Raw genomic sequence first — 24,517 nt, 5'->3', positions numbered from 1 at the left:
TGCTTCCCCCACGTTCCCTGTGATCGCCGGGGCACGCATACTCGGGGGATGACCGCGTACGAACCGACGGGCGCGCAGGGCGCCGCCTCTGCCGGGCAGGACGTCGCGCACGACGCCGTCGTCCTCGCCGGCGGTGCCGCGCGGCGGCTCGGCGGCGTGGACAAACCCGCCGTCAGCGTCGGCGGGCGCCCGCTGCTCGACCGGGTGCTCGCCGCCTGCGCCGACGCCCGCACCACCGTCGTCGTCGCCGACCCCCGACCCACCGCACGGCCGGTGACCTGGGCCCGCGAGGACCCGCCCGGCGGCGGCCCGCTGGCCGCCCTCGACGCCGGCATCCGGCACACCACGGCCGAGTCGGTCCTCGTCCTCTCGGCCGATCTGCCGTTCCTGGACGAGGACACCGTCCGGCGGCTGCTGGCCGCCCTGCGCACCGGCGGCGCCGACGGCGCGCTGCTCACCGACGCCGACGGCCGCGACCAGCACCTCGTCGCCGCGTACCGCGCGTCCGCGCTGCGCCGCGAACTGGCCGCGCTCGCCCGCGAGCACGACGGCCTCAGCGGCCTCCCCCTGCGCCGGCTGACCGGCGCGCTCGACCTCACCCGCGTCCCCGACCCCGTCGCGTCCTTCGACTGCGACACCTGGGACGACATCGCCACCGCCAGGGCACGCATCAGGGAGCATGGGCACGTGTTGGATGAATGGATTTCCGCAGTCAAGGACGAACTCGGCATCGACCTCGACGTCGACATCAAGGTGCTGCTGGACCTCGCCCGCGACGCCGCCCACGGCGTGGCACGGCCCGCGGCCCCGCTGACCACGTTCCTCGTCGGATACGCGGCGGCACAGGCCAAGGGCGGCGAAGGCGGCCCCGAGGCGGTCGCCGAGGCCGCCCGCAAGGCCGCCGCACTCGCCCTGCGCTGGGCCGAGGAGGCCGCCGCGGCCAAGTCCGACGCCCCCGACGCCACCCCCGAGACCCGGCCGGACGCCGGATGACCGCCCGCGGCATCCGCACGGACGGGGACGCCGAGGACCTCGACGTCGAGGAGGTGCTCGCCCTCGTGAACGAACACAACGGTCACCGCGCGTCCGGCGACGATGCGCCCGCACCCGCCCCGCAGCCCCGGGGCGCGCGCAAGCCGGACCGGGACGGCCCCGACCGCCGGCACGGCGACAACCCCGACCGCCACCACCGGGCCACCCCCTGGCCCGAGGCTCGCGAGATCGCCGCCCACGCCGCTCTCAAAGCCACCCGGGCCGCCCGCCGCGCCCCAGTCTCCGTCCCCCTCGACGCCGCCCTCGGCCTCACCTTGGCCGCCCCGCTCACCGCCCTGACCGACCTGCCCTCCTTCGACACCTCGGCCATGGACGGCTGGGCGGTCGCCGGCCCCGGCCCCTGGGCCGTACGGGAAGAGGGCGTCCTGGCCGGGCACGCCGGGCCCGAAACGCTCACCGACGGCGAGGCCGTCCGGATCGCGACCGGTGCCCGCATCCCCCTGGACACCACCGCCGTCCTGCGCAGCGAGCACGGCCGCACCGACACCAAGGGCCAACTGCACGCCACCCGGGAGATCCAGCACGGCCAGGACATCCGCCCGCGCGGCCAGGAGTGCCGCAACGGCGACCAACTCCTCCCCGTGGGCACCCTGGTGACGCCGGCCGTGCTCGGACTGGCGGCCGCCGCCGGATACGACACCGTCACCGCCGTACCCCGACCCCGTGTCGAAGTCCTCGTCCTCGGCGACGAGTTGCTCACCGAGGGGCTCCCGCACGACGGGCTCATCCGTGACGCACTCGGCCCGATGCTGCCTCCCTGGCTGCGCGCGCTCGGCGCCGAGGTCACCGCCGTGCGCCGGCTCGGCGACGACGCCAAGGCGCTGCACAAGGCCCTCACCAAGTCCGGAGCCGACCTCATCGTCACCACCGGCGGCACCGCGGCCGGCCCCGTCGACCATGTCCACCCCACGCTGGAGCGCATCGGCGCCGAACTCCTGGTGGACGGCGTCAAGGTGCGGCCCGGCCACCCGATGCTGCTGGCCCGCATCAAGGAGGACCAGCACCTCGTCGGCCTGCCCGGCAACCCGCTCGCCGCCGTCTCCGGCCTGCTCACGCTCGCCGAGCCCCTGCTGCGCACCCTCGGCGCCCGCCCGGCCCCGGAGCCGTACACGATGCCCCTGAAGGATGCTGCGCACGGGCACCCGCACGACACCCGCCTCATCCCGGTCGTGCTGCGCGGTGACCATGCCGTGCCGCTGCACTACCAGGGCCCGGCCATGCTGCGGGGCATGGCGGCGGCCGATGCCGTCGCCGTCGTACCGCCGGGCGGCGCACGCGCGGGTCAGGAGGCAGAACTGCTCGATCTGCCCTGGGCCACCGCCGGTATCGAGGTGTGTTTCACGTGAAACTTCCGGGCCAGGACGCGATCGCCCGCCGTGCGGACGAGAGAGTCGCGACCTATCGGGTGAAGCTCCCGAAGAAGATGGTGGAGCACCCGTTCCGGCAGGTCGCCAAGCGGGTCACGATCGCACTGTCGCTGCTCGTTCTCGCCGCCCTGATCGTCTACGCCGACCACGACGGCTACAACGACAGCTCGGACGGGTCCGTCGATCTCCTCGACGCCTTCTACTACGCCACCGTCAGCCTCTCCACCACCGGATACGGCGACATCACCCCGGTCAGCGACGGCGCCCGGCTGACCAATATCTTCGTCATCACGCCGATGCGTGTGCTGTTCCTGATCATCCTGGTCGGCACCACGCTCGAGGTCCTCACCGAACGGACCCGGGAGGAATGGCGTCTGACCCGCTGGAGGTCCACCTTGCGTGACCACACCGTCGTCGTCGGCTTCGGCACGAAGGGACGTTCGGCGATCCAGACCGTCTGTGCCACGGGTCTGAGGCGGGACCAGGTCATCGTGGTCGATGCGAGTTCCAAGGTGATCGAAGCGGCCGTCGCGGACGGGTACGCGGGGGTCACCGGCGACGCGACGCGCAGCGACGTCCTGAAGCGGGCCGAGGTGCACAAGGCCCGGAAGATCATCATCGCGACCCAGCGGGACGACACGGCCGTCCTGGTGACGCTGACGGCCCGGCAGCTCAACCGGGGCGCGAAGATCGTGGCCGCGGTCCGCGAGGAGGAGAACGCGCCGCTGCTGAAGCAGTCCGGCGCCGACGCGGTCATCACCAGCGCCAGCGCGGCCGGGCGGCTGCTCGGTCTGTCGGTGCTCAGCCCCGCCGCCGGCATGGTCCTCGAGGACCTGATCCACCAGGGCAGCGGGCTCGACATCATCGAACGGCCCGTCATAAAGGCCGAGGTGGGCAAGACCCCGCGGCAGATCGAGGACCTGGTCGTCAGTGTCATCCGCGGGCACCGCGTGCTCGGCTACGACGATTCGGCCGTCGGGACACTGGAGCTGACCGACCGGCTCATCACCATCGTGCGGGCGTCGCCGGCCATCCAGGTGACACCTGACGACCGGCGACTGCCCCCGGGGATGAAGCCCATCTGACGGACGCGCCGCCCTACTTGCGGTTGTACAGCCGCATCGTGATCGGCCCGAAGACCAGCACGAACAGGGCCGCCCAGCCCACCGACCAGGCGATCTCGTCGGCCGGCCAGTCGCCGGCCATCAACCCGCGCACGGCCGAGGCCAGATGTGTGATCGGGCTGTTGTTCACGAACGCCTGGAGCCAGCCCGGCATGGTCTTCGGGTCCACGAAGACGTTCGACAGGAAGGTCAGCGGGAAGATCACCATCATGCTGACGCCCATCACCGACTTCTCGGAGCGCAGCATCAGCCCGAACATCGTCCAGATCCACGAGAACGCGAACGAGAAGGCCACCAGCAGCGCGATCCCGGCGAGCACTCCGGCCACGCCGCCGTCCGGGCGGTAGCCCAGGATGATGCCGACGGTGAGCATCACGATGGAGGCGATGGTGTAGCGCAGGGCGTCGCCCAGCAGATAGCCGACCATCGTCGACGGCCGCCAGATCGGCAGCGAACGGAACCGGTCGAAGACGCCCTTCTCGATGTCGGTGTTCACCGAGACGCCCGTGTACATCGTGATCATCACGACCGACATCACCAGGATGCCCGGCAGCAGGAACTGGATGTACTCCTTCGGGGACCCGGCCAGGGCGCCCCCGAACAGGTACGTGTACATCAGCACCATCATGATCGGGAACGCGGTGACGTCGAAGAGCTGCTCCGGCACATGCTTGATCTTCAGGATCGCCCGCCAGCCGAAGGTCATGGACGCCGAGAAGGCGCTGGGCCGCGGCGGGCGCTCCTTGGCGACGAGCAGCGCGGCGAGCGACTCGGCGCTGACGGGGGCGAGGTCCTTGCTCTCGGTCTGCGTCACGGTGCTCATGCCGTCACCTCGTCCTTGTCGGCGTCCGTCTTGTGGGTGTCGTGTCCGGTCAGGGCGAGGAACACCTCGTCCAGGCTGGGCTGGCCCAGCGAGAAGTTGTCGACGGTGATGCCGGTGCGGGCGAGCTCGGCGAGCGCGCGGCCCGCCTGTTCCGCCGCGCCCCGACCGTTCGCGCTGCCCGAACCGACGCGGGCGGTGAGCGCCACGGGGTCGGGTTCCAGCTGCACGTCCGCGTCCAGCGCCAGCCGCAGCACCCGCTCGGCCTCCGGCCGCTGCTCCGGGTCACGCAGCCGCAGATGGACGGAGCCGGCGCCGACGGACGCCTTCAGCTCGCCCTTGGTCCCCTCCGCGATCACCTTGCCCTGGTCGATGACGGCGATCCGGGAGGCCAGCTGGTCGGCCTCGTCGAGGTACTGCGTGGTCAGCAGCACGGTGGTGCCCTGGGCGACGACCGCGCGCACGATGTCCCACACCTGGTTGCGGCTGCGCGGGTCGAGGCCGGTCGTCGGCTCGTCCAGGAAGAGCAGGTCGGGGGTGTTCAGGATGGAGGCGGCGATGTCGATACGGCGGCGCATACCGCCGGAGTAGTTCTTGACCTGCTTCCCGGCCGCGTCGGTCAGCCCGAAGGCCTCCAGCAGCTGCCCGGCGCGCTCCCGCGCGGCGGGCTTGCCGTGACCGAGGAGACGGGCCAGCAGGACCAGGTTCTCGGTGCCGGTGAGGTCCTCGTCCACGGAGGCGTACTGCCCGGTGAGGCTTACGCGCCCGCGCACCGCGTCGGCCTCGCGGACGACGTCGTGCCCGAAGACATGGGCCTCTCCGCCGTCGGGCCGCAGCAGGGTGGCGAGCATCTTCACCGTGGTCGTCTTGCCGGCGCCGTTCGGGCCGAGGACGCCGTAGACCGTGCCGGCCGGAACCGCGAGGTCCACGCCGTCGACGGCCCGTGTCTCACCGAAAGTCTTCACCAGGCCCGCGGTCTCGATGGCGAGACCGGACGTCGTCTGCGTGCTCATGCTTTAGGGTTCCTTCCGGATGGTCCTTCCGCGTTCTTGGGCTACGCATGGGGAGACCTTTACGGTCGCGCAAACTCATCGGTGGCGCACAGGGATTTTCGAAGGACCCGGCGGCGACGGGGCAGGGACGGCGGCGTAGGGCCGAGGAGTAGCGTCCGTCCCATGCATGCGATCACGATTCCCGAACCTGGTGGGCCCGAGGCGTTGGTGTGGGACGAGGTCCCCGATCCGGTGGCCGGTGAGGGCGAGGTGCTGGTCGAAGTGATGGCCGGGGCCGTCAACCGCGCCGACATCCTGCAACGGCAGGGCTTCTACAACCCGCCGCCCGGCACCTCCCCCTACCCCGGCCTGGAGTGCTCCGGCCGGATCGCCGAGGTCGGCCCCGGCGTCTCCGGCTGGGCGGTCGGCGACGAGGTGTGCGCGCTGCTGGCGGGCGGCGGTTACGCCGAGAAGGTCGCCGTGCCGGCCGGCCAGCTGCTGCCCCTGCCCAAGGGCGTGAGTCTCACGCAGGCCGCCGCGCTGCCCGAGGTGGTCTGCACGGTGTGGTCCAACGTCTTCATGGTCGCCCACCTGCGCCCCGGCGAGACGCTGCTCGTGCACGGCGGCTCCAGCGGCATCGGCACCATGGCGATCCAGCTCGCCAAGGCCGTCGGAGCGAAGGTCGCCGTCACGGCGGGCAGCAGGGAGAAGCTGGACCGGTGCGCCGAGCTGGGCGCGGACATCCTGATCAACTACCGGGAGCAGGACTTCGTCGAGGAGATCAAGAAGGCCACCGACGGGGCCGGGGCCGACGTCATCCTCGACAACATGGGCGCCAAGTACCTGGACCGCAACGTCCAGACCCTCGCCGTCAACGGCCGGCTGGCCATCATCGGCATGCAGGGCGGCATCAAGGGCGAGCTCAACATCGGGGCGCTGCTGGGCAAGCGCGGCGCCATCAGCGCGACCTCGCTGCGGGCCCGCCCGCTCGCCGAGAAGGCGGCGATCGTCGCGGCCGTACGCGAACACGTCTGGCCCCTTCTGGACGCCGGCCATGTACGCCCGGTCGTCGACCGCCAGCTGCCGATGAACGAGGCGGCGCAGGCCCACCGGGTGGTGGAGGAGAGCGGCCACGTGGGGAAGGTGCTGCTGGTGGCGCCGTAGGGCGGCTGCACCGCCGGCCGGTCCGGTCCCGCCGTCGGACGGGACCGGACCGGCCGGCGACAACCGCTAACCGCGCCGCAGTCGCAGGCCCACGAAAGCCAGGCCCAGGCCCAGGCCGATGAGGACGAGGCCGGCGCCGAGGGGCAGCACTTCGAGTACGGGCTCGGCGGCGTGCGGTGCGGGAGGTCGCGCGTGACGGGTCGGCGTGGCGGAGGGCGCGGTGTCCTGGGCGGGGGCGTCGGCCGTGTCCGAGCTCTCCGGCTCGGTGTCGCCGTCGTCCTCCTCCTCGCGCTCCGCGTCCGGCGTCCGGGAGCCGTCGCGTTCATCGGCCCTCTTGTCACCGTCCCGCTTGTCCCGTGCCACCTCCTGCTCCTCCAGCGGCCCCTTCTCCCGACCGGGCCGCTGCCGTCCCTCTCCCGCCCGGCTGCCGGCCCGGGACGGCTTGTCGGAAGGGTCGGGCGAGGACGCGGCGGGCCCGTGAGCGGTGGGCGTGGACGATTCCCGGGGCCGCTTCCGGGGCTTCTCGGACCGTTCCCCGGGCTCCTCCGACGCCTCCGTCTCCTCGGGCGTCTCCTCCGCGGACTCCTCCGACGTCCCGCTGGGTGACGGGGCGGTCGCCGAGGGCTTCTCGTCCTGCGGCGGAGGAACGGCGGACGGCTCGGTCCCGCTCCCGCCCGCGGATCCCGGCGACGCCCCGGAGGCCGCCGTGGGCGGACCCGCCGGCCACGAGGGCGCCCCGGACGCCCCGGACAACAGGCTCGACCAGGACAGGGCGGCGGAACCGGACGACGAGCCGGTCGGGACCGCGCCGTGCGGCTCGTCGAGCCCGTACGACACCCCGGCCCCCGGCAGCCCGACGGCCAGCCCCGCCACCAGCACGGTCAGGGTCCCGGCGGGCCACGACAGGGCGCGCGGCCGACTCGACGCCGCTCGCGTACGCCCCCGCACCGCCCCCAGCCATGAAGTCATGGAACAACCCTCACAGCACCTGCCGAACCCGGCATTCCGGACTCCGCCACCCGACCCAATCCGGCGCACGGCCGGCACCGGCGTGACCCGCCTCGCCGCGCCGCCGGGCTTTTACGAAAATCGGGGGGACGTAAACGGTGGATCACCCCACACCGGGGGCACCACGATGATGAGCTGTACGGGTGCGAGAGAATGGCGGCATGGAGATGCCGAGGAACGAACGGTCGCCCGAGAACCCCCAGATCCTGGTCGTGGGCCAGGACGGGATGGCGCTCACCGGCGGCAACGGAGACGAGGACTCCCGCGAGATCCCGGTGACCGAGCAGGTCGAACAGCCTGCGAAGGTCATGCGGATCGGCAGCATGATCAAGCAGCTGCTCGAAGAGGTCCGCGTCGCCCCCCTCGACGAGGCGAGCCGGGTCCGGCTGAAGGAGATCCACGCCAGTTCGGTGAAGGAACTGGAGGACGGCCTGGCCCCGGAGCTCGTGGAGGAGCTGGAGCGGCTCTCCCTGCCCTTCACGGACGAAGGGACGCCGTCCGACGCGGAACTGCGCATCGCGCAGGCCCAGTTGGTCGGCTGGCTGGAGGGCCTCTTCCACGGGATCCAGACCACGCTCTTCGCCCAGCAGATGGCCGCGCGCGCCCAGCTGGAGCAGATGCGCCGCGCCCTGCCGCCGGGAGTCGGCGGCCACGAGGACGGCGAACAGCACCCGGGCGGGCGCTCGGGCGGTCCCTACCTGTAACCACTCGCCCACGAACGGCGAAGGGCCCGGCAGCACAGGCTGCCGGGCCCTTTCACATCGGTGGGGTCACTCCGGGTTGCCGGTCGAGACCTGGAACGTGATCGTCGGGGGGTCCTCCGGGTCGAAGTCCGTGCGGAGCTTCGGCGACTGCCGCATGACGGTGCCCTGGCCGTACGTGTTCTCGTCCACGTCGACCTTCTCCCAGTCCCATCCGGCGGCCTTGACGCACTCGAGGACCGACGGCCAGTACTTGAAGGTGAAGTCCGGCATCGTCACCTTGTCGGGGTCCAGGTACGACTCCGAAGGCTCCGTGCAGTCGGACGTCTCCACCGTCTTCGTGCTGTCGCCCTCGCGGTATCCCGCCTTCTTCGTCGCCGAGGACGTGGCGGTCGCGTCACCGCCCCCACCGCCGTCGTCCTCATTGCCGCCGCCGTTCAGCGCGAGCGCGGCGATCAGGCCGACCACCGCGACGATGGACACGACGATCGAGCCGATGATGACGGGCCGGTTGTTCTTGCCGCCGCCCGAATTGGTCTGCGTCTGGGGCGAGATGGAGTACGGCGGCGGCGTCGCCATGCCGGGCTGCGGGGAGTAGGCCGCGGGCGCGGGCGTCTGGAAGCCCGGCTGCTGCTGCGGGTAGCCGTACGCGGGCGAGGGCGCCGACGGCGGCGGCGTGCCGTACGGATTCGGCGGCGGGGTCGGCTGGTACGGCGTCTGGACGGGGCCCCCGGGCGGCGGCGTCTGGCCGACCGGCGGGAACACCGAGGCGCCGACGCCCTGGCCGCTCTGCGTGTTCGCGCCCGGCACGATGCTCGGCGGCGCCGCCTGGAAGGACGCCGCCACGCGCAGGCACTCGTCGCGCATGGCCTCGGCGCTCGGGAAGCGCTCGTTCGGGTTCTTCTTCAGCGCGCGGGCGACCAGCGCGTCCACGGCCGGCGGCAGCGCGCGGTTGACGGAGGACGGAGCGACGGGCTCCTCCTGCACATGCGCGTACGCGATCGCCAGCGGCGAGTCCGCGTCGAACGGCAGCCGCCCGGTGACGAGTTGGAACAGCATGATGCCGACCGAGTACAGGTCGGAGCGGGCGTCCACGGCCCGGCCGAGGGCCTGCTCCGGCGAGAGGTACTGCGGGGTGCCGACCACCATGCCGGTCTGCGTCATCGACGTCACACCGGACTGCATGGCGCGCGCGATGCCGAAGTCCATCACCTTGACCACGCCACGCTTGTTCAGCATCACGTTGCCCGGCTTGATGTCCCGGTGGACCAGCCCCATCTCGTGGCTGATCTCCAGGGCGGCCAGCACATCGGCGGTGATCTTCAGTGCCTTGTCGGCGGGCACGGCGCCCAACTGCCGTACGTCCTCGTCGAAGACCGAGCTGAGCGGACGGCCCTCGATGTACTCCATGACGATGTAGGGGGTCGTCATGCCGTCGACGGTGTCCTCGCCCGTGTCGAAGACCGAGACGATATTGGTGTGCGTGAGCTTGGCCACTGCCTGGGCCTCGCGGCGGAAGCGCTCGCGGAACGCCTGCTCGCGGCCGAGCTCGGTGTGCAGGGTCTTGACCGCGACCTGCCGGTCGAGCACGGAGTCGTAGGCGAGATGCACGGCGGCCATGCCGCCCTGGCCGAGCAGGTCGCGCAGCTGATACCGGCCGCCGGCCAGCGCCCGCCCCGCGCCCGTGCCCTGTGCGCCGTCCTGGCTCATGTTCTGCGTCCCCCGTGCCCCTTGGGCGCCTGCGACCCCGCGGACCGGGTGGTCCCGAGTGATCCAATGTGCTATTCCCGGCCAAGTCTGCCCCACGGCACTGACAGGTCAAGCGCGGTGCCCGTTCCGTGACCGTACGCGAAGGGAGCGTCGCGGAAGCGTTACAGGGGCCGTACGGTCGGTGCACAGAATTTGCACGAGGAGACGGGGTACCGGTTTCATGGCCCGTCCGCCTTCGTCCGGCCCGGGCCACCGTCTCGGACCGGCGGCTTGCGCGGAGGCTGTAGCGTGGCCGACGGAGACCGTAACAACACCGCGCGCACCGCGGGCAGAAACGACGGCGAGGACTGATGGAGCAGCAGCAGCGCGCTCAGGGCCCGTCCGACCCCGAGGCGGCTGGCGGCGGTATGTCAGACGCGCCGGAAATGTGGGGTAATGGCGGACTTGTCGGGGACGGCCGTTATCGGCTGACCCACAGACTCGGCCGGGGCGGCATGGCAGAGGTGTTCGCGGCCGAGGACGTGCGTCTCGGGCGCACCGTGGCGGTCAAACTGCTGCGTTCCGACCTCGCCGAGGACCCGGTGTCCAAGGCCCGCTTCACGCGCGAGGCCCAGTCCGTGGCCGGCCTCAACCACCACGCGATCGTCGCCGTGTACGACTCCGGTGAAGATGTCGTGGGCTCGCACAGCGTGCCGTACATCGTGATGGAGATCGTCGAGGGCCGCACGATCCGCGACCTCCTCCTCAACGCCGAGGCACCCGGCCCCGAGCAGGCGCTGATCATCGTCTCCGGCGTCCTGGAGGCCCTCGCCTATTCGCACCAGCACGGCATCGTGCACCGCGACATCAAGCCCGCCAACGTCATCATCACCAACAACGGCGCCGTGAAGGTGATGGACTTCGGCATCGCGCGTGCCCTGCACGGCGCGCAGTCGACGATGACGCAGACCGGCATGGTCATGGGCACCCCGCAGTACCTCTCCCCGGAGCAGGCGCTCGGCAAGGCGGTCGACCACCGCTCCGACCTGTACGCGACCGGCTGCCTCCTCTACGAACTCCTCGCGCTGCGGCCCCCGTTCACCGGCGAGACCCCGCTGTCGGTGGTCTACCAGCACGTCCAGGACATCCCGACCCCGCCCTCCGAGGTCTCCGACGCGACGCCGCCGGAGCTCGACGGCCTGGTCATGCGCTCGCTCGCCAAGGAGCCGGACGACCGGTTCCAGACGGCCGAGGAGATGCGCGGCCTCGTCCAGTACGGCCTTCAGATGCTGTACGACCAGGGCGGCCACACCGGCACCTGGAACACCGGTCCGGTGGCCATGCACGAGGGCCGGCACACCCCGGCGTCGGGCTTCGCGAACACGACCGTCATGGGGCACCCGGGCGACCCGGCCTCCGGTACGACGCAGATCCCGCAGCCGATCCTGCCGGGCGGCTACGGCGGCGGTGACGACGGCGGCTTCGAGGGGCACGGCAACCGGGGCAGCGGCCGCGGCAAGCTGTGGATCCTCGCCGTCCTCGCGGTGATCGCCATCGCGGCCGGAGTCGCGCTGGCGCTGAACAACGGCGCCGGCGGCGGAGGCGGCGACACCAAGGAGACGCCGACCACGTCGCAGACCACCGACGAGAACAAGGCGACCGACGAGCCGACGGAAGAGCCGACCGACGAGCCGACGGAAGAGGTCACCGACGACGGCTCCGGCACGGGCACCGACCCGGACTACACGCCGACCGAGGAGCCGACGCAGGAGCCGACGGAGGAGCCCACCCAGGAGCCGACGGAGGACCCGACCACGGCCGAGCCCACGGAGGACCCGACCGAGGAGCCCACCGAGGAGCCGACGGAGGAGCCCACCGAGGAGCCGACGCTGCCGACCACCCCGCCGGCCACGGGCTGACCGTCCGGCCGACGGCGGATCGGCACCGAACCTCCACGCGCGCGTGCCGCCCGGAAACGGGCTCCACGCGCGCGTGCCGTTTCAGGACACCCCGGCCGCGCCCCGCTCAGCCCGTGAAGGCGTCGCGGACCGCGTCGTACTCCCGCGTCCACCACACCGCCAGCGCCGAGGCCGCCGGGAACTGCGCGTCCGCGCGGGTGTCGCCGCGCTCGTAGTGCCAGCGCAGCATCCAGAAGTCGTTCAGCCGCTCCCACCACACACGGTGCACGGCCGCCGCGAGCTCCTCGGGGGTGGCGCCGGCCGTACGCCGGTACGCGCGCGTGTACGCCGCCGCCTTCGCGAGGTCGAGCGCTCCGGTGGGCCGTACGAAGAAGATCGCCGCGGCGCGGACGGCCTCCTCCGCGCGGGGCTGCACGCCGAGCCGGTCCCAGTCGACGATCGCGGCCGGCGCCTCGCCCCGGTAGAGCAGGTTGAAGGGGTGGAAGTCGCCGTGCACCCAGCCGACCGACGTCCCGGGCGGGGGACGCCGCCAGGCGTGCCGCCGCAGCAGTCCGCGGCGTTCCAGCAGACGGTGGCGGGCGAGTTCGTCGAAGGAGCCGGCGGGGCGACGCCGGCGGACCCGGGCGAGCAGGTCGTCGATGAGGGCGAAGGTGTCGGCGGGGTCGGCGCTCTCCGTCCGCGCCCGCCCCGCGACCGGCATCACGCGCTCCAGCCCCGCGTGCACCGCGCCCAGCAGCGCCCCCAGCCGTTCGCACTGCCCGCGCGTGAGCTGGCCGCCGTGGCGGTGCCGCCCGTCGATCCAGGGGTGCAGGGCGAATGCCTGGCCGCCCACGACCGCGACCGTACGTCCGTCGCGGTCGGCCAGCGGCGGGGCCACCGGGACGCCGAGGTCGGCCAGGTGCCGGGTGGCCCGGTGCTGGCGGGCGATGGCGGCCGGGTCGGCGGTCTCGGGGTCGTGGTGGTGCTTGAGGAAGTAGCGGCCGCGGGTCGTGCGCAGCCGGTAGCCGCGGTTCAGCAGGCCATGGTCGACGGGATCGCAGGCCAGCGGGGAACCGGCGGAGTACTGGCGGAGAAGGGTGCCCAGAGGGGGTGCGTGAGGCACTAACGGTGGTACACAGGAGCGCGGCACGCGCCGATGCTAGGGCAACGGCGGATCCCGTGAGCTGGGCGTTGTCGCAGCCAGTCATTGCCAGTCGCCGTCAGTCACTTCCGATCGCCGGACCGATCAGCGGCGCTCTCGCAATTCTTGATCGTTTTTTACCGAGTCGGATTAACGGACATTTCCTTCTTCGCCCACGAGGGCGATGTCACACCTCTGTGGTGATCTGGCCCTCGGCGACTCTTCCCGTGACCTGGCTCACCGATATAACGTGCCGTTGTTCCGGCCCCCTGCAAGGCTGTGACCAGGAGTTGTTCCCGACTTTGGCGATTTACTTGGAAATCCAAGCAAAATCGCAGGTCAGGAGGGGTTTCACAGAAATGTGGAGCACTGGGTAACGTGCCTTTTGCAGGGCGCTCGCCGGGGCACCTGTCACGCCTGTCCCCACCGAGCCGCACCCACCCTGTGCGTCCGTAGGGCTTCAGGTGAGCCGCACTGGCACCCGGCGAACCCGGGTAGCCGGACCGACGGAGGAGCACACGTGACCGTGGAGAGCACTGCCGCGCGAAAGCCGCGACGCAGCGCCGGTACCAAGAGCACGGCCGGCAAGACCACAACCGCAAGGAAAACGACGAGTACGGACCCCGAACTCGTTCAGTTGCTGACGCCAGAAGGCAAGCGCGTCAAGAACGCCGAGTACGACAAGTACGTCGCCGGCATCACCCCCGACGAGCTCCGCGGCCTCTACCGCGACATGGTGCTCACCCGACGCTTCGACGCCGAGGCCACCTCCCTGCAACGCCAGGGCGAGCTGGGCCTGTGGGCGTCGCTGCTCGGCCAGGAGGCCGCCCAGATCGGCTCCGGCCGGGCCACCCGCGAGGACGACTACGTCTTCCCGACCTACCGCGAGCACGGCGTCGCCTGGTGCCGCGGGGTCGACCCGACCAACCTGCTCGGCATGTTCCGCGGCGTGAACAACGGCGGCTGGGACCCGAACAGCAACAACTTCCAGCTGTACACGATCGTCATCGGCTCCCAGACGCTGCACGCCACCGGCTACGCGATGGGCATCGCCAAGGACGGCGCGGACAGCGCGGTCATCGCCTACTTCGGCGACGGCGCCTCCAGCCAGGGCGACGTGGCCGAGTCCTTCACCTTCTCCGCGGTCTACAACGCGCCCGTGGTGTTCTTCTGCCAGAACAACCAGTGGGCGATCTCCGAGCCGACCGAGAAGCAGACCCGCGTGCCGCTCTACCAGCGCGCACAGGGCTACGGCTTCCCGGGCGTCCGCGTCGACGGCAACGACGTCCTGGCGTGCCTGGCCGTGACGAAGTGGGCGCTGGAGCGCGCCCGCGCCGGCGAGGGACCCACGCTGGTCGAGGCGTACACCTACCGCATGGGCGCCCACACCACCTCCGACGACCCGACGAAGTACCGCGCCGACGAGGAGCGCGAGGCCTGGGAGGCGAAGGACCCGATCCTGCGCGTTCGCCGGTACCTCGAGGCTTCAAACCACGCGGACGAGGGATTCTTCGCGGAACTGGAGACCGAGAGCGAGGCGTTGGGCAAACGAGTGCGCGAGGCGGTCCGTGCCATGCCTGACCCGGACCACTTCGCCATCTTCGAGAACGTGTACGCGGACGGGCATGCGCTCGTCGACGAGGAACGCGCCCAGTTCGCCGCCTACCAGGCGTCGTTCGCGGACGTAGAGGGGGCCTGACATGGCGGAGAAGATGGCTCTGGCCAAGGCGATCAACGAGTCGCTGCGCCGCGCCCTGGACTCGGACCCCAAGGTCCTCATCATGGGCGAGGACGTCGGCAAGCTCGGCGGCGTCTTCCGCGTGACGGACGGCCTCCAGAAGGACTTCGGCGAGAGCCGCGTCATCGACACCCCGCTCGCCGAGTCGGGCATCGTGGGCACGGCCATCGGCCTCGCGCTGCGCGGCTACCGCCCCGTGGTGGAGATCCAGTTCGACGGCTTCGTCTTCCCGGCCTACGACCAGATCGTCACGCAGCTCGCGAAGATGCACGCGCGCTCGCTGGGCAAGGTCAAGCTGCCGGTCGTCGTCCGCATCCCCTACGGCGGCGGCATCGGCGCGGTCGAGCACCACAGCGAGTCCCCCGAGGCCCTCTTCGCGCACGTGGCGGGCCTGAAGATCGTGTCGCCGTCCAACGCGTCGGACGCCTACTGGATGATGCAGCAGGCCATCCAGAGCGACGACCCGGTGATCTTCTTCGAGCCCAAGCGGCGCTACTGGGACAAGGGCGAGGTCAACACCGAGGCCATCCCGGGCCCGCTGCACAAGGCGCGCGTCGTCCGCGAGGGCACCGACCTCACCCTGGCCGCGTACGGCCCGATGGTGAAGCTGTGCCAGGAGGTCGCCGCGGCGGCCGCCGAGGAGGGCCGCAGCCTGGAGGTCCTGGACCTGCGCTCGGTCTCCCCGCTGGACTTCGACTCCATCCAGGCGTCCGTGGAGAAGACCCGCCGTCTGGTCGTGGTCCACGAGGCTCCGGTCTTCTTCGGTTCGGGCGCGGAGATCGCCGCCCGGATCACGGAGCGCTGCTTCTACCATCTGGAGGCCCCGGTGCTGCGGGTGGGCGGTTACCACGCCCCGTATCCGCCGGCGCGTCTGGAGGAGGAGTACCTGCCGGGCCTGGACCGGGTGCTCGACGCCGTCGACCGTGCCCTGGCGTACTGAGGAGAGGGTCGTGACGACGATGACTGAAGCGTCCGTGCGCGAGTTCAAGATGCCCGACGTGGGCGAGGGACTCACCGAGGCGGAGATCCTCAAGTGGTACGTCCAGCCGGGCGACACGGTCACCGACGGCCAGGTGGTGTGCGAGGTCGAGACGGCCAAGGCGGCCGTGGAACTGCCCATCCCGTACGACGGGGTGGTCCGTGAGCTGCGCTTCCCCGAGGGCACGACGGTGGACGTCGGTACGGCGATCATCGCCGTGGACGTCGCGGGTGGAGCGGCGCCCGCCGCCGCGCCCGCCGATGTGCCGGAGGCCCCGGCGCAGGCCGCGGAGGAGGAGGCCGAACCGCAGGGCCGCCAGCCGGTGCTGGTCGGCTACGGCGTGGCCCAGACCTCGACGAAGCGCCGCCCCCGCAAGGGAGCGGACGTCCCGCGTCAGGAGCCCGCGGCGCAGGCCCTGCAGTCCGAACTGAACGGCCACGGGCCCGCTGCCGCCGCGGAGGTGGCCGCGACCCGGCCGCTGGCCAAGCCCCCCGTGCGCAAGCTGGCGAAGGACCTGGGCGTCGACCTCGCGACGGTGACGCCCACCGGCCCCGACGGCATCATCACCCGCGAGGACGTCCACGCGGCGGTGGCCGCCCCGGCCGCCGAGCCGGTGCCGCAGGCCGCCCCCGTGGCCCCGGCCGCTCCGGCGGCGCCGGTCGCCTACGACACGGCGCGCGAGACCCGCATCCCGGTCAAGGGCGTCCGCAAGGCGACCGCGGCGGCGATGGTCGGCTCGGCGTTCACGGCCCCGCACGTCACGGAGTTCGTGACGCTGGACGTGACGCGCACGATGAAGCTGGTCGAGGAGCTCAAGGCGGACAAGGAGTTCGCGGGCCTGCGCGTGAACCCCCTGCTGCTGATCTCCAAGGCCCTCCTGGTCGCGATCAAGCGCAACCCGGACGTCAACGCGTCCTGGGACGAGGCCAACCAGGAGATCGTGCAGAAGCACTACGTCAACCTGGGTATCGCGGCGGCGACCCCCCGCGGCCTGATCGTCCCGAACATCAAGGACGCCCACGCCCGGACGCTCCCGCAGCTGGCGCAGGCGCTCGGCGAGCTGGTCGCCACGGCGCGGGAGGGCAAGACCACCCCCGCCGCGATGCAGGGCGGCACCGTCACCATCACCAACGTCGGCGTCTTCGGCGTCGACACCGGCACGCCGATCCTGAACCCCGGCGAGTCCGCGATCCTCGCGGTCGGCGCGATCAAGCTCCAGCCGTGGGTCCACAAGGGCAAGGTCAAGCCCCGTCAGGTCACCACCCTGGCGCTGAGCTTCGACCACCGTCTGGTCGACGGCGAGCTGGGCTCCAAGGTGCTGGCCGACGTGGCGGCGATCCTGGAGCAGCCGAAGCGGCTGATCACCTGGGCGTAGGTCGCAGCGGGTGACGAAAGGGGCGGCCACCGTCGGGTGGCCGCCCCTTTGCGTGTGACGAGGAGGTCAGATACGGGCGTAGCCGTAGCTGATCAGCTTCTTCACGTCGGCCGTGCGGTTGGCCTCGGAGGAGGAGGTCAGCACGGCGCCCATCACCTGCTCGCCGTTGAGCGTGGCGGCGAAGACCAGGCAGTACTTGGCCTCGGTGCCGGAGCCGGTCTTGATGCCGAGCGTTCCGTTCCAGCCGAGCAGGGCGTTGGTGTTCTTCCAGGCCGCCATCGTCCGGGTGGCACCGGTCTTGGTGATGGTCTTGGCCGTGTAGGACTTCGTCTTCACGACGGACTTGAACGTGGTGCTCTTCATCGCGCTGCGGGCGAGCTTGGTGAGGTCGCGCGGCGTCGAGTAGTTGGAGCCATTGCTTATGCCGTCGAACGAGTCGAAGTGCGTGTTCGTCATGCCCAGGCTCTTGGCCATGGTGTTCATCTTGCCGATGAAGTTGGCCGTGCGGGCCTTGACCGTGGTGCCGGTGCCGAACTTGTCGGCGAGCGACATGGCGGCGTCACAGCCGGACGGCAGCATCATCCCGTAGAGCAGCTGACGGACGGTGACCTTGTCGCCGACGATCAGCCGGGCCGACGAGGCGCCCTTGGAGACGATGTAGTCGCTGACCTCCTTGCGGATGGTGACCTTGGTGTCCAGGTTCAGGTTCGACTGCGAGAGCACGACCTTGGCGGTCATGATCTTCGTCGTCGACGCGGTCAGCCTCTTCGTGTCCGCGGACTTGGTGAAGAGGGTCGCGCCGGTCGCTCCGTTCATCAGGTACCCGCCCTTGGCGGTGATGGTGGGCGTCGTCACGGCCTGCGCGGGAACCGCGGTGAGGGCTCCGGTGGCGAGCACGGCACCGGTCGTCATGGCGACGGCTGCGGCTCTGCGGACACGGCGGCCCTTGGTGGCGATTATCAACTGAAATACCCCGATTGCGTCGAATGCCCCGAATATGCGGCCGAATTGGAGGGGAAAGAAAGTGGGGCCGCACGTGTGTGACACGTAATTAGCACAGAAGGTTGTGCAACAACTGGCGCCAATGTCGCTTCTTTGCCGGACGATTCCCGAGCGGTCCGCATGATGGACGAAGACCGACATGCGTACGTGTTGTATCTATGCTGTGGGCATGCCTTCCGCCCCGCCCGCACCCCTCAAGCAGCCCCCCGCCGCCGACCGCGTCTACACCCACGTCAAACAGGGCGTCCTGGACCGCCGTTACGAAGGCGGCACGCTGCTCACCGAGGGCGAGCTGGCCGAGGCCGTCGGCGTGTCGCGCACCCCGGTGCGGGAGGCGCTGCTGCGCCTGGAGGTCGAGGGGCTGATCAAGCTCTACCCGAAGAAGGGCGCCCTGGTGCTGCCGGTCTCCGCGCAGGAGATCAAGGACGTCGTCGAGACGCGGATCCTCGTCGAGGAGCACGCGGCCCGCAAGGCCGTCCCCGCGCCGCCCGGCCTCATCGAGCGCCTGGAGGAGCTGCTCGCCCGGCAGAAGGAACAGGCAGCCGCGGGCGACCTCGCCGCGGCCGCCGTCACCGACCGCTGCTTCCACGCCGAGATCGTCCGCAGCGGCGGCAACGAAATCCTCTCCCGGCTCTACGACCAGCTGCGCGACCGCCAACTGCGCATGGGCGTAGCGGTCATGTACTCCCACCCCGACCGCATCGCCAAGACCCTCGTCGAGCACGAGGAGATCCTCCAGGCGCTGCGCTCCGGCGACACCGAGGCCGCGGTCGGCCTCGTCCACCGGCACATCGACTGGTTCTCCCACCTCGCACGGGGTGAGGAACGATGAGGTCCGCCGCACTGCCGGGCGATCCTCCGGGCGGCCGCCGCGCCGTCGCCGTCTGGGGCATAGGCGTCTCGGTCTACTTCGTCGCCGTCATCTTCCGTACGTCACTGGGGGTCGCCGGCCTCGACGCCGCGGATCGCTTCGAGGTCAACGCCTCCGCCCTGTCCACGTTCTCGATCCTCCAGCTGCTCGTGTACGCGGGCATGCAGATACCCGTCGGCCTGCTCGTCGACCGGCTCGGCACCAAGAAGGTGCTGGCCATCGGCACGGTGCTGTTCACCGCGGGCCAGCTCGGCTTCGCCTTCTCGCCGTCGTACGGCACGGCCCTCGCCTCCCGCGCGCTGCTGGGCTGCGGCGACGCGATGACGTTCATCAGCGTGCTGCGGCTGGGCACCCGCTGGTTCCCGGCCCGGCGCGGTCCGCTGATCGCCCAGCTCGCCGGTCTCGTGGGCATGGCCGGCAACCTCGTCTCCACGCTGGTACTGGCCCGGCTGCTGCACGGGGTCGGCTGGACGGCGGCGTTCGCGGGCAGCGCCGGCGCGGGCGTCGTGGTGCTCGTGCTGAGCCTGCTGTTCCTGAAGGACCACCCCGAGGGACACGAGCCGGAGCCCCTGCCCCACCAGGGCTCGGCGTACGTACGACGTCAGATCGCCGCGTCCTGGCGGGAGCCGGGCACCCGCCTCGGGCTGTGGGTGCACTTCACGACGCAGTTCCCGGCGATGGTCTTCCTGCTGCTGTGGGGAATGCCGTTCCTGGTGGAGGCACAGGGCCTGTCCCGGGCCACGGCCGGCGAACTGCTCACCCTCGTCGTCCTGTCCAACATGGTCGTCGGCCTGGTCTACGGCCAGGTCGTGGCCCGGCACCACGAGGCGCGCCTCCCACTGGCGCTCGGCACCGTCGCGGCGACGGCCGTGATGTGGGCGACGACGCTGCTCTGGCCCGGTGCGACGGCGCCGATGTGGCTGCTGATCGTGCTGTGCACCGTGCTCGGGGCGTGCGGTCCGGCCTCGATGCTCGGCTTCGACTTCGCCCGCCCGGCGAACCCGCCGGAGCGTCAGGGCACGGCGTCCGGCATCACCAACATGGGTGGCTTCGTGGCCTCGATGACGACGCTGTTCGCCGTCGGCGTGCTGCTGGACGCGACCGGCGACGACTACACCGTCGCCTTCTCGTTCGTCTTCGTCCTCCAGGCCCTCGGCATCAGCCAGATCCTGCGGCTGCGCAGGCGGGCGGCGCGCAGGGAGCGGGAACGGCTGGTCGCCAGCAGGGTGGAGACGGTGCACGTTCCCGCGTGAGCGGAGCGGCCCGCGAGGTCAGAGGACCGGGACGAGCGTGAGATACGCGAGCCCCAGCACCCCGCGGTAGCTCATCCACTGGGCGCGATGACGGTCGAGACGCTCACGGGTCTCGTCCGCCAGCGGGTGCCCGGGGTTCCGCGCCAGCCACACCTCGGCGTCCGCCTGGTACGCCGACTCGAACTCCTCCCACTCGTCGAGGTTCGCCGTCTCCGTCCACTCCGGACGGAACCCGGCGGCGACCACGAGGTCGAGAAGGGCCGCGAGGTCGTGATGGTCGCTCACCGCGGCCTCCGGCCACATGCCGGCGAGTTCGGCCGGGGTCGGGGGACGCTGCCAGAAGCCCTCGCCGAGCAGGACACGGCCGTCGTCGCTGACCAGATGGCGCAGTTCACGCAGGGCCTCGGCCAAGTGCCCCGGCGGCTCGGCCGCTGCAAGGGCATGGCTCGACCCGACGCACAGGACGAGATCGGCGGGGCCGCGGGAGGTTCCCGTCGCCGACTCCTCGACGAACCGGGCGCGTTCGGCGAGCCCACGGGCCTCGGCGTTGCGCCGGCCGCGGGCGAGGTCCTCGGCGTTCAGGTCCACCCCGACACCGGTGGCCCGCGGGGCGGCTTCGAGGACGCGGAGCATCAACTCGCCCCAGCCGCAGCCGATGTCCAGGACGGTACGGGGATCCGTGCGGGTCAGCCGCCGGACGAGACTCTGTGCCCGTGCCTCGGACAGCGGGCCGTGGAAGGTCAGTCGGGTCAGGCGCGGGGGTAGGGCGGACGTGGACGCGGAGTGTGTGTCGGTGTCGGTCACGCCGGGACGGTAGCCGCGGCCGGGCGGCGGACGACACCGGTTTTCCCGCCGCCGCCCCTGCCCGTCCCGCCGCCCGCGGCGCCTACTGCGTGACGGTGAAGTTCCGCAGGATCGCCGCCGTCAGATTCGGGTCGCCCTCCGTCTTCAGCCGGTCCGCCACCGACTCCACCGTGATACGGCCGCAGGCGAGACGGACGAAGGTCTCCCAGTCGAGGGTGAGGCTGGCGGCGGGGCCGAGCGCGGGGGCCGTCTCCAGGGTGCCGCGGCCCTGGATGTCGATACGGATCGTGCGCAGGAACTCGACCGGGCCGTGCACGTCGAGGACGATCGCCGAGCTGCGCGGGGCGTCGGCCTTGGTGGCGACGATGTCGGGCAGCTGGGAGAGCAGCACGTCACGGGTCACGTGCGCGCCGGGGGAGTCGAGGTTGCCCGGGCGGCCGAGGGCGGCGCGCAGATCCTGCTCGTGCACCCACACGTTGAAGGCGTGGTTGCGCATCGACTCCTCGAGGGTGATCTCCGCGCCGAGCGGACCGCGCACCTTGGTTCCGGGATCACGGGACTCGTTGCGCAGCTGCCGGTTGCGGCGGATGACCGTGTACTCGAGCTCGGAGGTCATCTCCGGCGCCGTGTGATGACGGCGGACGTCGACCTGCATCTCCATGTACCGCTGGTGGTCGTTGGTGACGTGGTAGAGGTCGCGCGGGAGCGTGTGGATGGGGCGCGGGTCGCCGAGCATCTCGCAGTCCAGACCGATGACATGCGAGACGACATCGCGCACCGACCAGCCGGGGCAGGGCGTTCGCCGATTCCACTCGCCCTCGACGAGCGGTGTCACCAGCTCGGATATCGCATCGATGGAGTGGGTCCAGGCGTCGGCGTAGGGCTGGAGGGTGGGATGCAGACTCACGGAACGGGACCCCTCGGCGGTCGGTACACGGGCGGGTTGTGGCGGCGTTGCCAGTGGGAGGTGGCGGCTGTCGGCGGGTGTCTTGAACGCTAAGTTACGCTGCTGTGAGGCACCCCGGCAGTGCTTTCGTGTGACGATCGTAGGCCCGGATGGACGGCTCGAATGCCAGGACGGTGGTAGTGTGCGCGCCTCTCTGCTCCAGATCGACGTCAACGAGGGCGAATCGGTCGAATCGCGTCGTGGCCGCGTAGCCTCACTCGTACGGGAACAGGCCGGAGCCGATCTGGTCGTGCTGCCCGAGCTGTGGACCACCGGGGCGTTCGCCTACGAAGGCTTCGGCAGCGAGGCCGAGCCGCTCGAAGGGCCGACGTACGAGGTGATGGCGAAGGCCGCGAGCGACGCCGGCGTGTGGCTGCACGCGGGCTCGATCCCCGAGCGGGCTCCGGCCGACAGCGGCTCCGCCACGGGTGACGGGCCGCTCTACAACACCTCTCTCGTCTTCTCCCCCTCCGGTGAGCTGGCCGCCGCCTACCGGAAGATCCACCGGTTCGGCTTCGACAAGGGCGAGGCCGTGCTGATGGCGGCGGGCGAGGACCTCGTGACCGTCCGCCTGCCCGGGACCACGCTGGGCGTGGCCACCTGCTACGACCTCCGATTCCCCGAACTCTTCCGCGGTCTCGTCGACGCCGGCGCCGAGACTCTGGTCGTCCCCGCGGGCTGGCCGGAGCGCCGCCGGGCGCACTGGACGCTGCTGGCTCAGGCGCGGGCGGTCGAGAACCAGGCGTTCGTGCTCGCCTGTGGAACGGCCGGGACGCACGCCGGAGTTCCGCAGGCCGGTCACTCGATCGTGGTCGATCCCTGGGGCGAGGTGCTGGCGCAGGCCGGCGCGGGGGAGCAGGTCCTGACGGTGGAGTTCGACCCCGGCAAGGTCGCGCTGACCCGGGATCAGTTCCCGGCGCTCAAGGACCGCATGCTGGGACTGGCGCCGCCGCGCCGCTGAGCAGGACCGCGCGGCTGAGCAGGACCGCGCGGCTGAGCAGGGCCGCGCCGCTCACCCGAGCCGCGCCGCGGTCCGGCGCTGCGGCCGAAGCCGCACCGGCGGGCTTCACGGGCCGCCCTCAGTCGTCCCCCCGCTCCTTCTCCGCCAGGTGGATCACGCACACCGCCACCGCGATCAGCAGCGCCGGATCGGCGTCCTCCCGGACCACGTCGACGCCGTAGGTGTCGCGGACGTGCAGCCGGCGCCGCGAGATCACGGCCAGCAGTTCACCGTCGTACTCGACCGCGAACTCCCGGTCCAGGATCTTGCCGCTGACGTCGAGTTCCGTGCTGCCGTCGGCCAGGGCCACCCGGTAGTGGTTGCGCAGCAGGGACAGCCGCTTGCGGCGGATCGTGGCCAGCGGCGCGCCGCCGCGCTCGATCACCATCGTGTCGCGCAGCGCGAACATCTTCTGATGGATGTCGATGACGACGTTGCCCTGCGCGTCCTTCAGCTCGAAGGTGTCCCGCAGCCGCATCGCCTTGCCGTCGACGAGGAACACCTTGCTGCCCCGGTCGTCCTCGATCCAGTAGTCGTCACCGAAGCCGAGGAGCCGGTCGCGTACGAGGAATCTCATGACATGAGGGGTTCCCCGCCGCCCGGCCCGAAACGCCGTCTGTAGGCCGACGGACTGAGCCCGGTCTCGCGCCGCACCCGCGCGCGCAGGTTAGCCGCGGTGCCCAGTCCGCTGCGGGCCGCGACCACGTCAAGGCGTTCCTCGCCGCGCTCGATCAGCCGGCACGCGAGCGTGACCCGCTCCCCCGTCAGCCAGGCCAGCGGCGTCGTCCCCAGCTGCGCCCGGAAGCGCCGGTGCAGGGTCGCCGGCGACACCGCCGCCCGCGCCGCCAGGTCCGCCACGGTCAGCGGCTCCCCCAGCCGTGCCTGCGCCCACGCCAGCAGCGGGGCCAGCGACTCGTCCGGCACGTCCGGCAGCGGCCGCTCCACGAACTGCTTCTGCCCGCCGTCCCGGTGCGCGGCGAACACCAGCCTGCGCGAGACCGCGTTGGCGACCTCGGCCCCGTGGTCCCGCCGTACGACGTGCAGGCACAGGTCGAGCGCGGCTGCGCTGCCCGAGGCGGTCAGGATGTCGCCGTCGTCGACGAACAGCACGTCCGGCTCCAGCAGGACCCCCGGATGCAGCGCCCGGAAGATGTCGGCCCAGCGCCAGTGGGTGGTGGCCCGGCGTCCCTCCAGCAGCCCGGCCTCGGCGAGCGCGAAGCTGCCGGTGCACAGGCTCATCACGCGCGCGCCACGCGCGTGCGTGCGGCGGATCGCGTCGCGTACGGCGGCCCCGCGCGGGACGACGTTGTCCGGGCGGCCGGGCACGACGAGGGTGTCCGCCTCATCGACCGCGTCCAACGGGGCCACGCCGGTCATCGTGAAGAAGCCGTGGTTCATCCGCACCTCGCGCGTCGGCGCGCACAGCGTCACGTCGTACAGCGGCCCGGCGAGCCCCAGTTCGGGCCGCGGCAGCCCGAACAGCTCGGTGGCGACGCCGACCTCGAACGGATTGGTGCCCTCGTCGACGATCACGGCGACCCGATGCCCGGGCTTCGGCTGAGAGGATCCTTGCGCCATATGCGATTCCTAGC

Annotated in this window: 22 protein-coding genes; 12 read left to right on the top strand and 10 right to left on the bottom strand. The window is 71.4% G+C overall.

Annotation, left to right across the window (positions count from 1 at the left end; translation table 11 throughout):
- Window positions 1-48 precede the first annotated feature (48 nt).
- The 3 genes from CP983_RS21280 to CP983_RS21270 are packed head-to-tail and all read left to right on the top strand — an operon-like array spanning window position 49 to window position 3,505.
- Window positions 49-993, top strand: a complete 945-nt coding sequence (locus tag CP983_RS21280; RefSeq protein ID WP_150501185.1) for an NTP transferase domain-containing protein — start codon at window positions 49-51, stop codon at window positions 991-993.
- Complete coding sequence (locus tag CP983_RS21275) at window positions 990-2,399, top strand: molybdopterin molybdotransferase MoeA (protein ID WP_150501183.1); 1,410 nt, start codon at window positions 990-992, stop codon at window positions 2,397-2,399. The genes CP983_RS21280 and CP983_RS21275 overlap by 4 nt, the downstream gene beginning before the upstream one ends.
- Window positions 2,387-3,505 (top strand): potassium channel family protein, encoded by a 1,119-nt coding sequence (locus CP983_RS21270; RefSeq protein ID WP_167537744.1) that lies wholly within the window; start codon window positions 2,387-2,389, stop codon window positions 3,503-3,505. Before CP983_RS21275 ends, CP983_RS21270 begins: the two co-directional genes overlap by 13 nt.
- A gap of 13 nt (window positions 3,506-3,518) precedes the next feature.
- Here CP983_RS21270 and CP983_RS21265 read toward each other — a convergent pair whose 3' ends face one another.
- Window positions 3,519-4,367 (bottom strand): ABC transporter permease, encoded by an 849-nt coding sequence (locus CP983_RS21265; RefSeq protein WP_107904922.1) that lies wholly within the window; start codon window positions 4,365-4,367, stop codon window positions 3,519-3,521.
- A complete protein-coding gene (locus CP983_RS21260; protein ID WP_107904921.1) occupies window positions 4,364-5,377 on the bottom strand; it encodes an ATP-binding cassette domain-containing protein in 1,014 nt (337 codons plus the stop codon). The genes CP983_RS21265 and CP983_RS21260 overlap by 4 nt, the downstream gene beginning before the upstream one ends.
- A 162-nt stretch (window positions 5,378-5,539) precedes the next feature.
- On the opposite strand from CP983_RS21260, the gene CP983_RS21255 reads away from it, so the two are divergent.
- On the top strand, window positions 5,540-6,520 hold the full coding sequence (locus CP983_RS21255; RefSeq protein ID WP_150501179.1) for an NAD(P)H-quinone oxidoreductase: 981 nt from the start codon (window positions 5,540-5,542) through the stop codon (window positions 6,518-6,520).
- A gap of 66 nt (window positions 6,521-6,586) precedes the next feature.
- Here the strand turns inward: CP983_RS21255 and CP983_RS21250 are convergent, their stop codons facing one another.
- Window positions 6,587-7,489, bottom strand: coding sequence for a hypothetical protein (locus tag CP983_RS21250; RefSeq protein WP_150501177.1), 903 nt, complete (start codon window positions 7,487-7,489; stop codon window positions 6,587-6,589).
- Window positions 7,490-7,689: 200 nt separating this feature from the next.
- Between CP983_RS21250 and CP983_RS21245 the strand changes: the two genes are divergently transcribed.
- Entirely contained in the window at window positions 7,690-8,232 is a 543-nt protein-coding gene (locus tag CP983_RS21245; RefSeq protein WP_030961390.1) for a bacterial proteasome activator family protein, read from the top strand.
- A 66-nt stretch (window positions 8,233-8,298) separates the two neighbouring features.
- Here the strand turns inward: CP983_RS21245 and CP983_RS21240 are convergent, their stop codons facing one another.
- Window positions 8,299-9,939, bottom strand: a complete 1,641-nt coding sequence (locus CP983_RS21240; protein ID WP_125528848.1) for a Stk1 family PASTA domain-containing Ser/Thr kinase — start codon at window positions 9,937-9,939, stop codon at window positions 8,299-8,301.
- A 350-nt stretch (window positions 9,940-10,289) separates the two neighbouring features.
- Here CP983_RS21240 and CP983_RS21235 point away from each other — a divergent pair, with 350 nt between their 5' ends.
- A complete protein-coding gene (locus CP983_RS21235) occupies window positions 10,290-11,837 on the top strand; it encodes a protein kinase domain-containing protein (RefSeq protein ID WP_150501175.1) in 1,548 nt (515 codons plus the stop codon).
- Between the two features lie 106 nt (window positions 11,838-11,943).
- Here the strand turns inward: CP983_RS21235 and CP983_RS21230 are convergent, their stop codons facing one another.
- Window positions 11,944-12,939: a phosphotransferase gene (locus CP983_RS21230; RefSeq protein ID WP_150501173.1), complete on the bottom strand. Its 996-nt coding sequence runs from the start codon at window positions 12,937-12,939 to the stop codon at window positions 11,944-11,946.
- Window positions 12,940-13,477: 538 nt separating this feature from the next.
- Between CP983_RS21230 and pdhA the strand changes: the two genes are divergently transcribed.
- Genes pdhA through CP983_RS21215 form a run of 3 tightly spaced genes read left to right on the top strand, consistent with a single transcriptional unit; the run spans window position 13,478 to window position 17,049 of the window.
- The gene (gene pdhA / locus CP983_RS21225; RefSeq protein ID WP_030952987.1) at window positions 13,478-14,656 is read left to right on the top strand and encodes a pyruvate dehydrogenase (acetyl-transferring) E1 component subunit alpha; all 1,179 of its coding nucleotides are present in this window, start codon (window positions 13,478-13,480) and stop codon (window positions 14,654-14,656) included.
- 1 nt (window position 14,657) lies between these two features.
- Window positions 14,658-15,635, top strand: coding sequence for an alpha-ketoacid dehydrogenase subunit beta (locus tag CP983_RS21220; RefSeq protein ID WP_030952986.1), 978 nt, complete (start codon window positions 14,658-14,660; stop codon window positions 15,633-15,635).
- 10 nt (window positions 15,636-15,645) lie between these two features.
- Window positions 15,646-17,049, top strand: a complete 1,404-nt coding sequence (locus CP983_RS21215) for a dihydrolipoamide acetyltransferase family protein (RefSeq protein ID WP_150501171.1) — start codon at window positions 15,646-15,648, stop codon at window positions 17,047-17,049.
- A 66-nt stretch (window positions 17,050-17,115) separates the two neighbouring features.
- Here the strand turns inward: CP983_RS21215 and CP983_RS21210 are convergent, their stop codons facing one another.
- Complete coding sequence (locus CP983_RS21210) at window positions 17,116-17,961, bottom strand: D-alanyl-D-alanine carboxypeptidase family protein (protein ID WP_150506774.1); 846 nt, start codon at window positions 17,959-17,961, stop codon at window positions 17,116-17,118.
- Window positions 17,962-18,220: 259 nt separating this feature from the next.
- Here CP983_RS21210 and CP983_RS21205 point away from each other — a divergent pair, with 259 nt between their 5' ends.
- Together CP983_RS21205 and CP983_RS21200 are read left to right on the top strand one after the other, a co-directional pair.
- Complete coding sequence (locus CP983_RS21205) at window positions 18,221-18,883, top strand: GntR family transcriptional regulator (RefSeq protein ID WP_030953275.1); 663 nt, start codon at window positions 18,221-18,223, stop codon at window positions 18,881-18,883.
- Complete coding sequence (locus CP983_RS21200; RefSeq protein WP_150501169.1) at window positions 18,880-20,175, top strand: MFS transporter; 1,296 nt, start codon at window positions 18,880-18,882, stop codon at window positions 20,173-20,175. The genes CP983_RS21205 and CP983_RS21200 overlap by 4 nt, the downstream gene beginning before the upstream one ends.
- 18 nt (window positions 20,176-20,193) lie before the next feature.
- On the opposite strand, the gene CP983_RS21195 is transcribed toward CP983_RS21200, so the two are convergent.
- Window positions 20,194-20,979 carry an SAM-dependent methyltransferase gene (locus CP983_RS21195; RefSeq protein ID WP_150501167.1) on the bottom strand — a complete coding sequence of 262 codons (786 nt, stop codon included), beginning with the start codon at window positions 20,977-20,979 and terminating at the stop codon, window positions 20,194-20,196.
- An 82-nt stretch (window positions 20,980-21,061) separates the two neighbouring features.
- Window positions 21,062-21,886 carry a maleylpyruvate isomerase family mycothiol-dependent enzyme gene (locus CP983_RS21190; protein ID WP_125527885.1) on the bottom strand — a complete coding sequence of 275 codons (825 nt, stop codon included), beginning with the start codon at window positions 21,884-21,886 and terminating at the stop codon, window positions 21,062-21,064.
- Window positions 21,887-22,067: 181 nt separating this feature from the next.
- Between CP983_RS21190 and CP983_RS21185 the strand changes: the two genes are divergently transcribed.
- The gene (locus tag CP983_RS21185) at window positions 22,068-22,886 is read left to right on the top strand and encodes a carbon-nitrogen family hydrolase (protein WP_150501165.1); all 819 of its coding nucleotides are present in this window, start codon (window positions 22,068-22,070) and stop codon (window positions 22,884-22,886) included.
- Window positions 22,887-23,004: 118 nt separating this feature from the next.
- On the opposite strand, the gene CP983_RS21180 is transcribed toward CP983_RS21185, so the two are convergent.
- Both CP983_RS21180 and CP983_RS21175 read right to left on the bottom strand, forming a co-directional pair.
- Window positions 23,005-23,502 carry an LURP-one-related/scramblase family protein gene (locus CP983_RS21180; protein ID WP_107904909.1) on the bottom strand — a complete coding sequence of 166 codons (498 nt, stop codon included), beginning with the start codon at window positions 23,500-23,502 and terminating at the stop codon, window positions 23,005-23,007.
- Window positions 23,499-24,503: a GlxA family transcriptional regulator gene (locus tag CP983_RS21175; RefSeq protein ID WP_150501163.1), complete on the bottom strand. Its 1,005-nt coding sequence runs from the start codon at window positions 24,501-24,503 to the stop codon at window positions 23,499-23,501. Before CP983_RS21175 ends, CP983_RS21180 begins: the two co-directional genes overlap by 4 nt.
- Window positions 24,504-24,517: the final 14 nt, after the last annotated feature.

The sequence above is a fragment of the Streptomyces chartreusis genome, from assembly GCF_008704715.1.
Lineage (GTDB): Bacteria > Actinomycetota > Actinomycetes > Streptomycetales > Streptomycetaceae > Streptomyces > Streptomyces chartreusis.
Note: the sequence above shows the minus strand (reverse complement) of the source record. Positions and strands in the feature narration are given on the sequence as shown.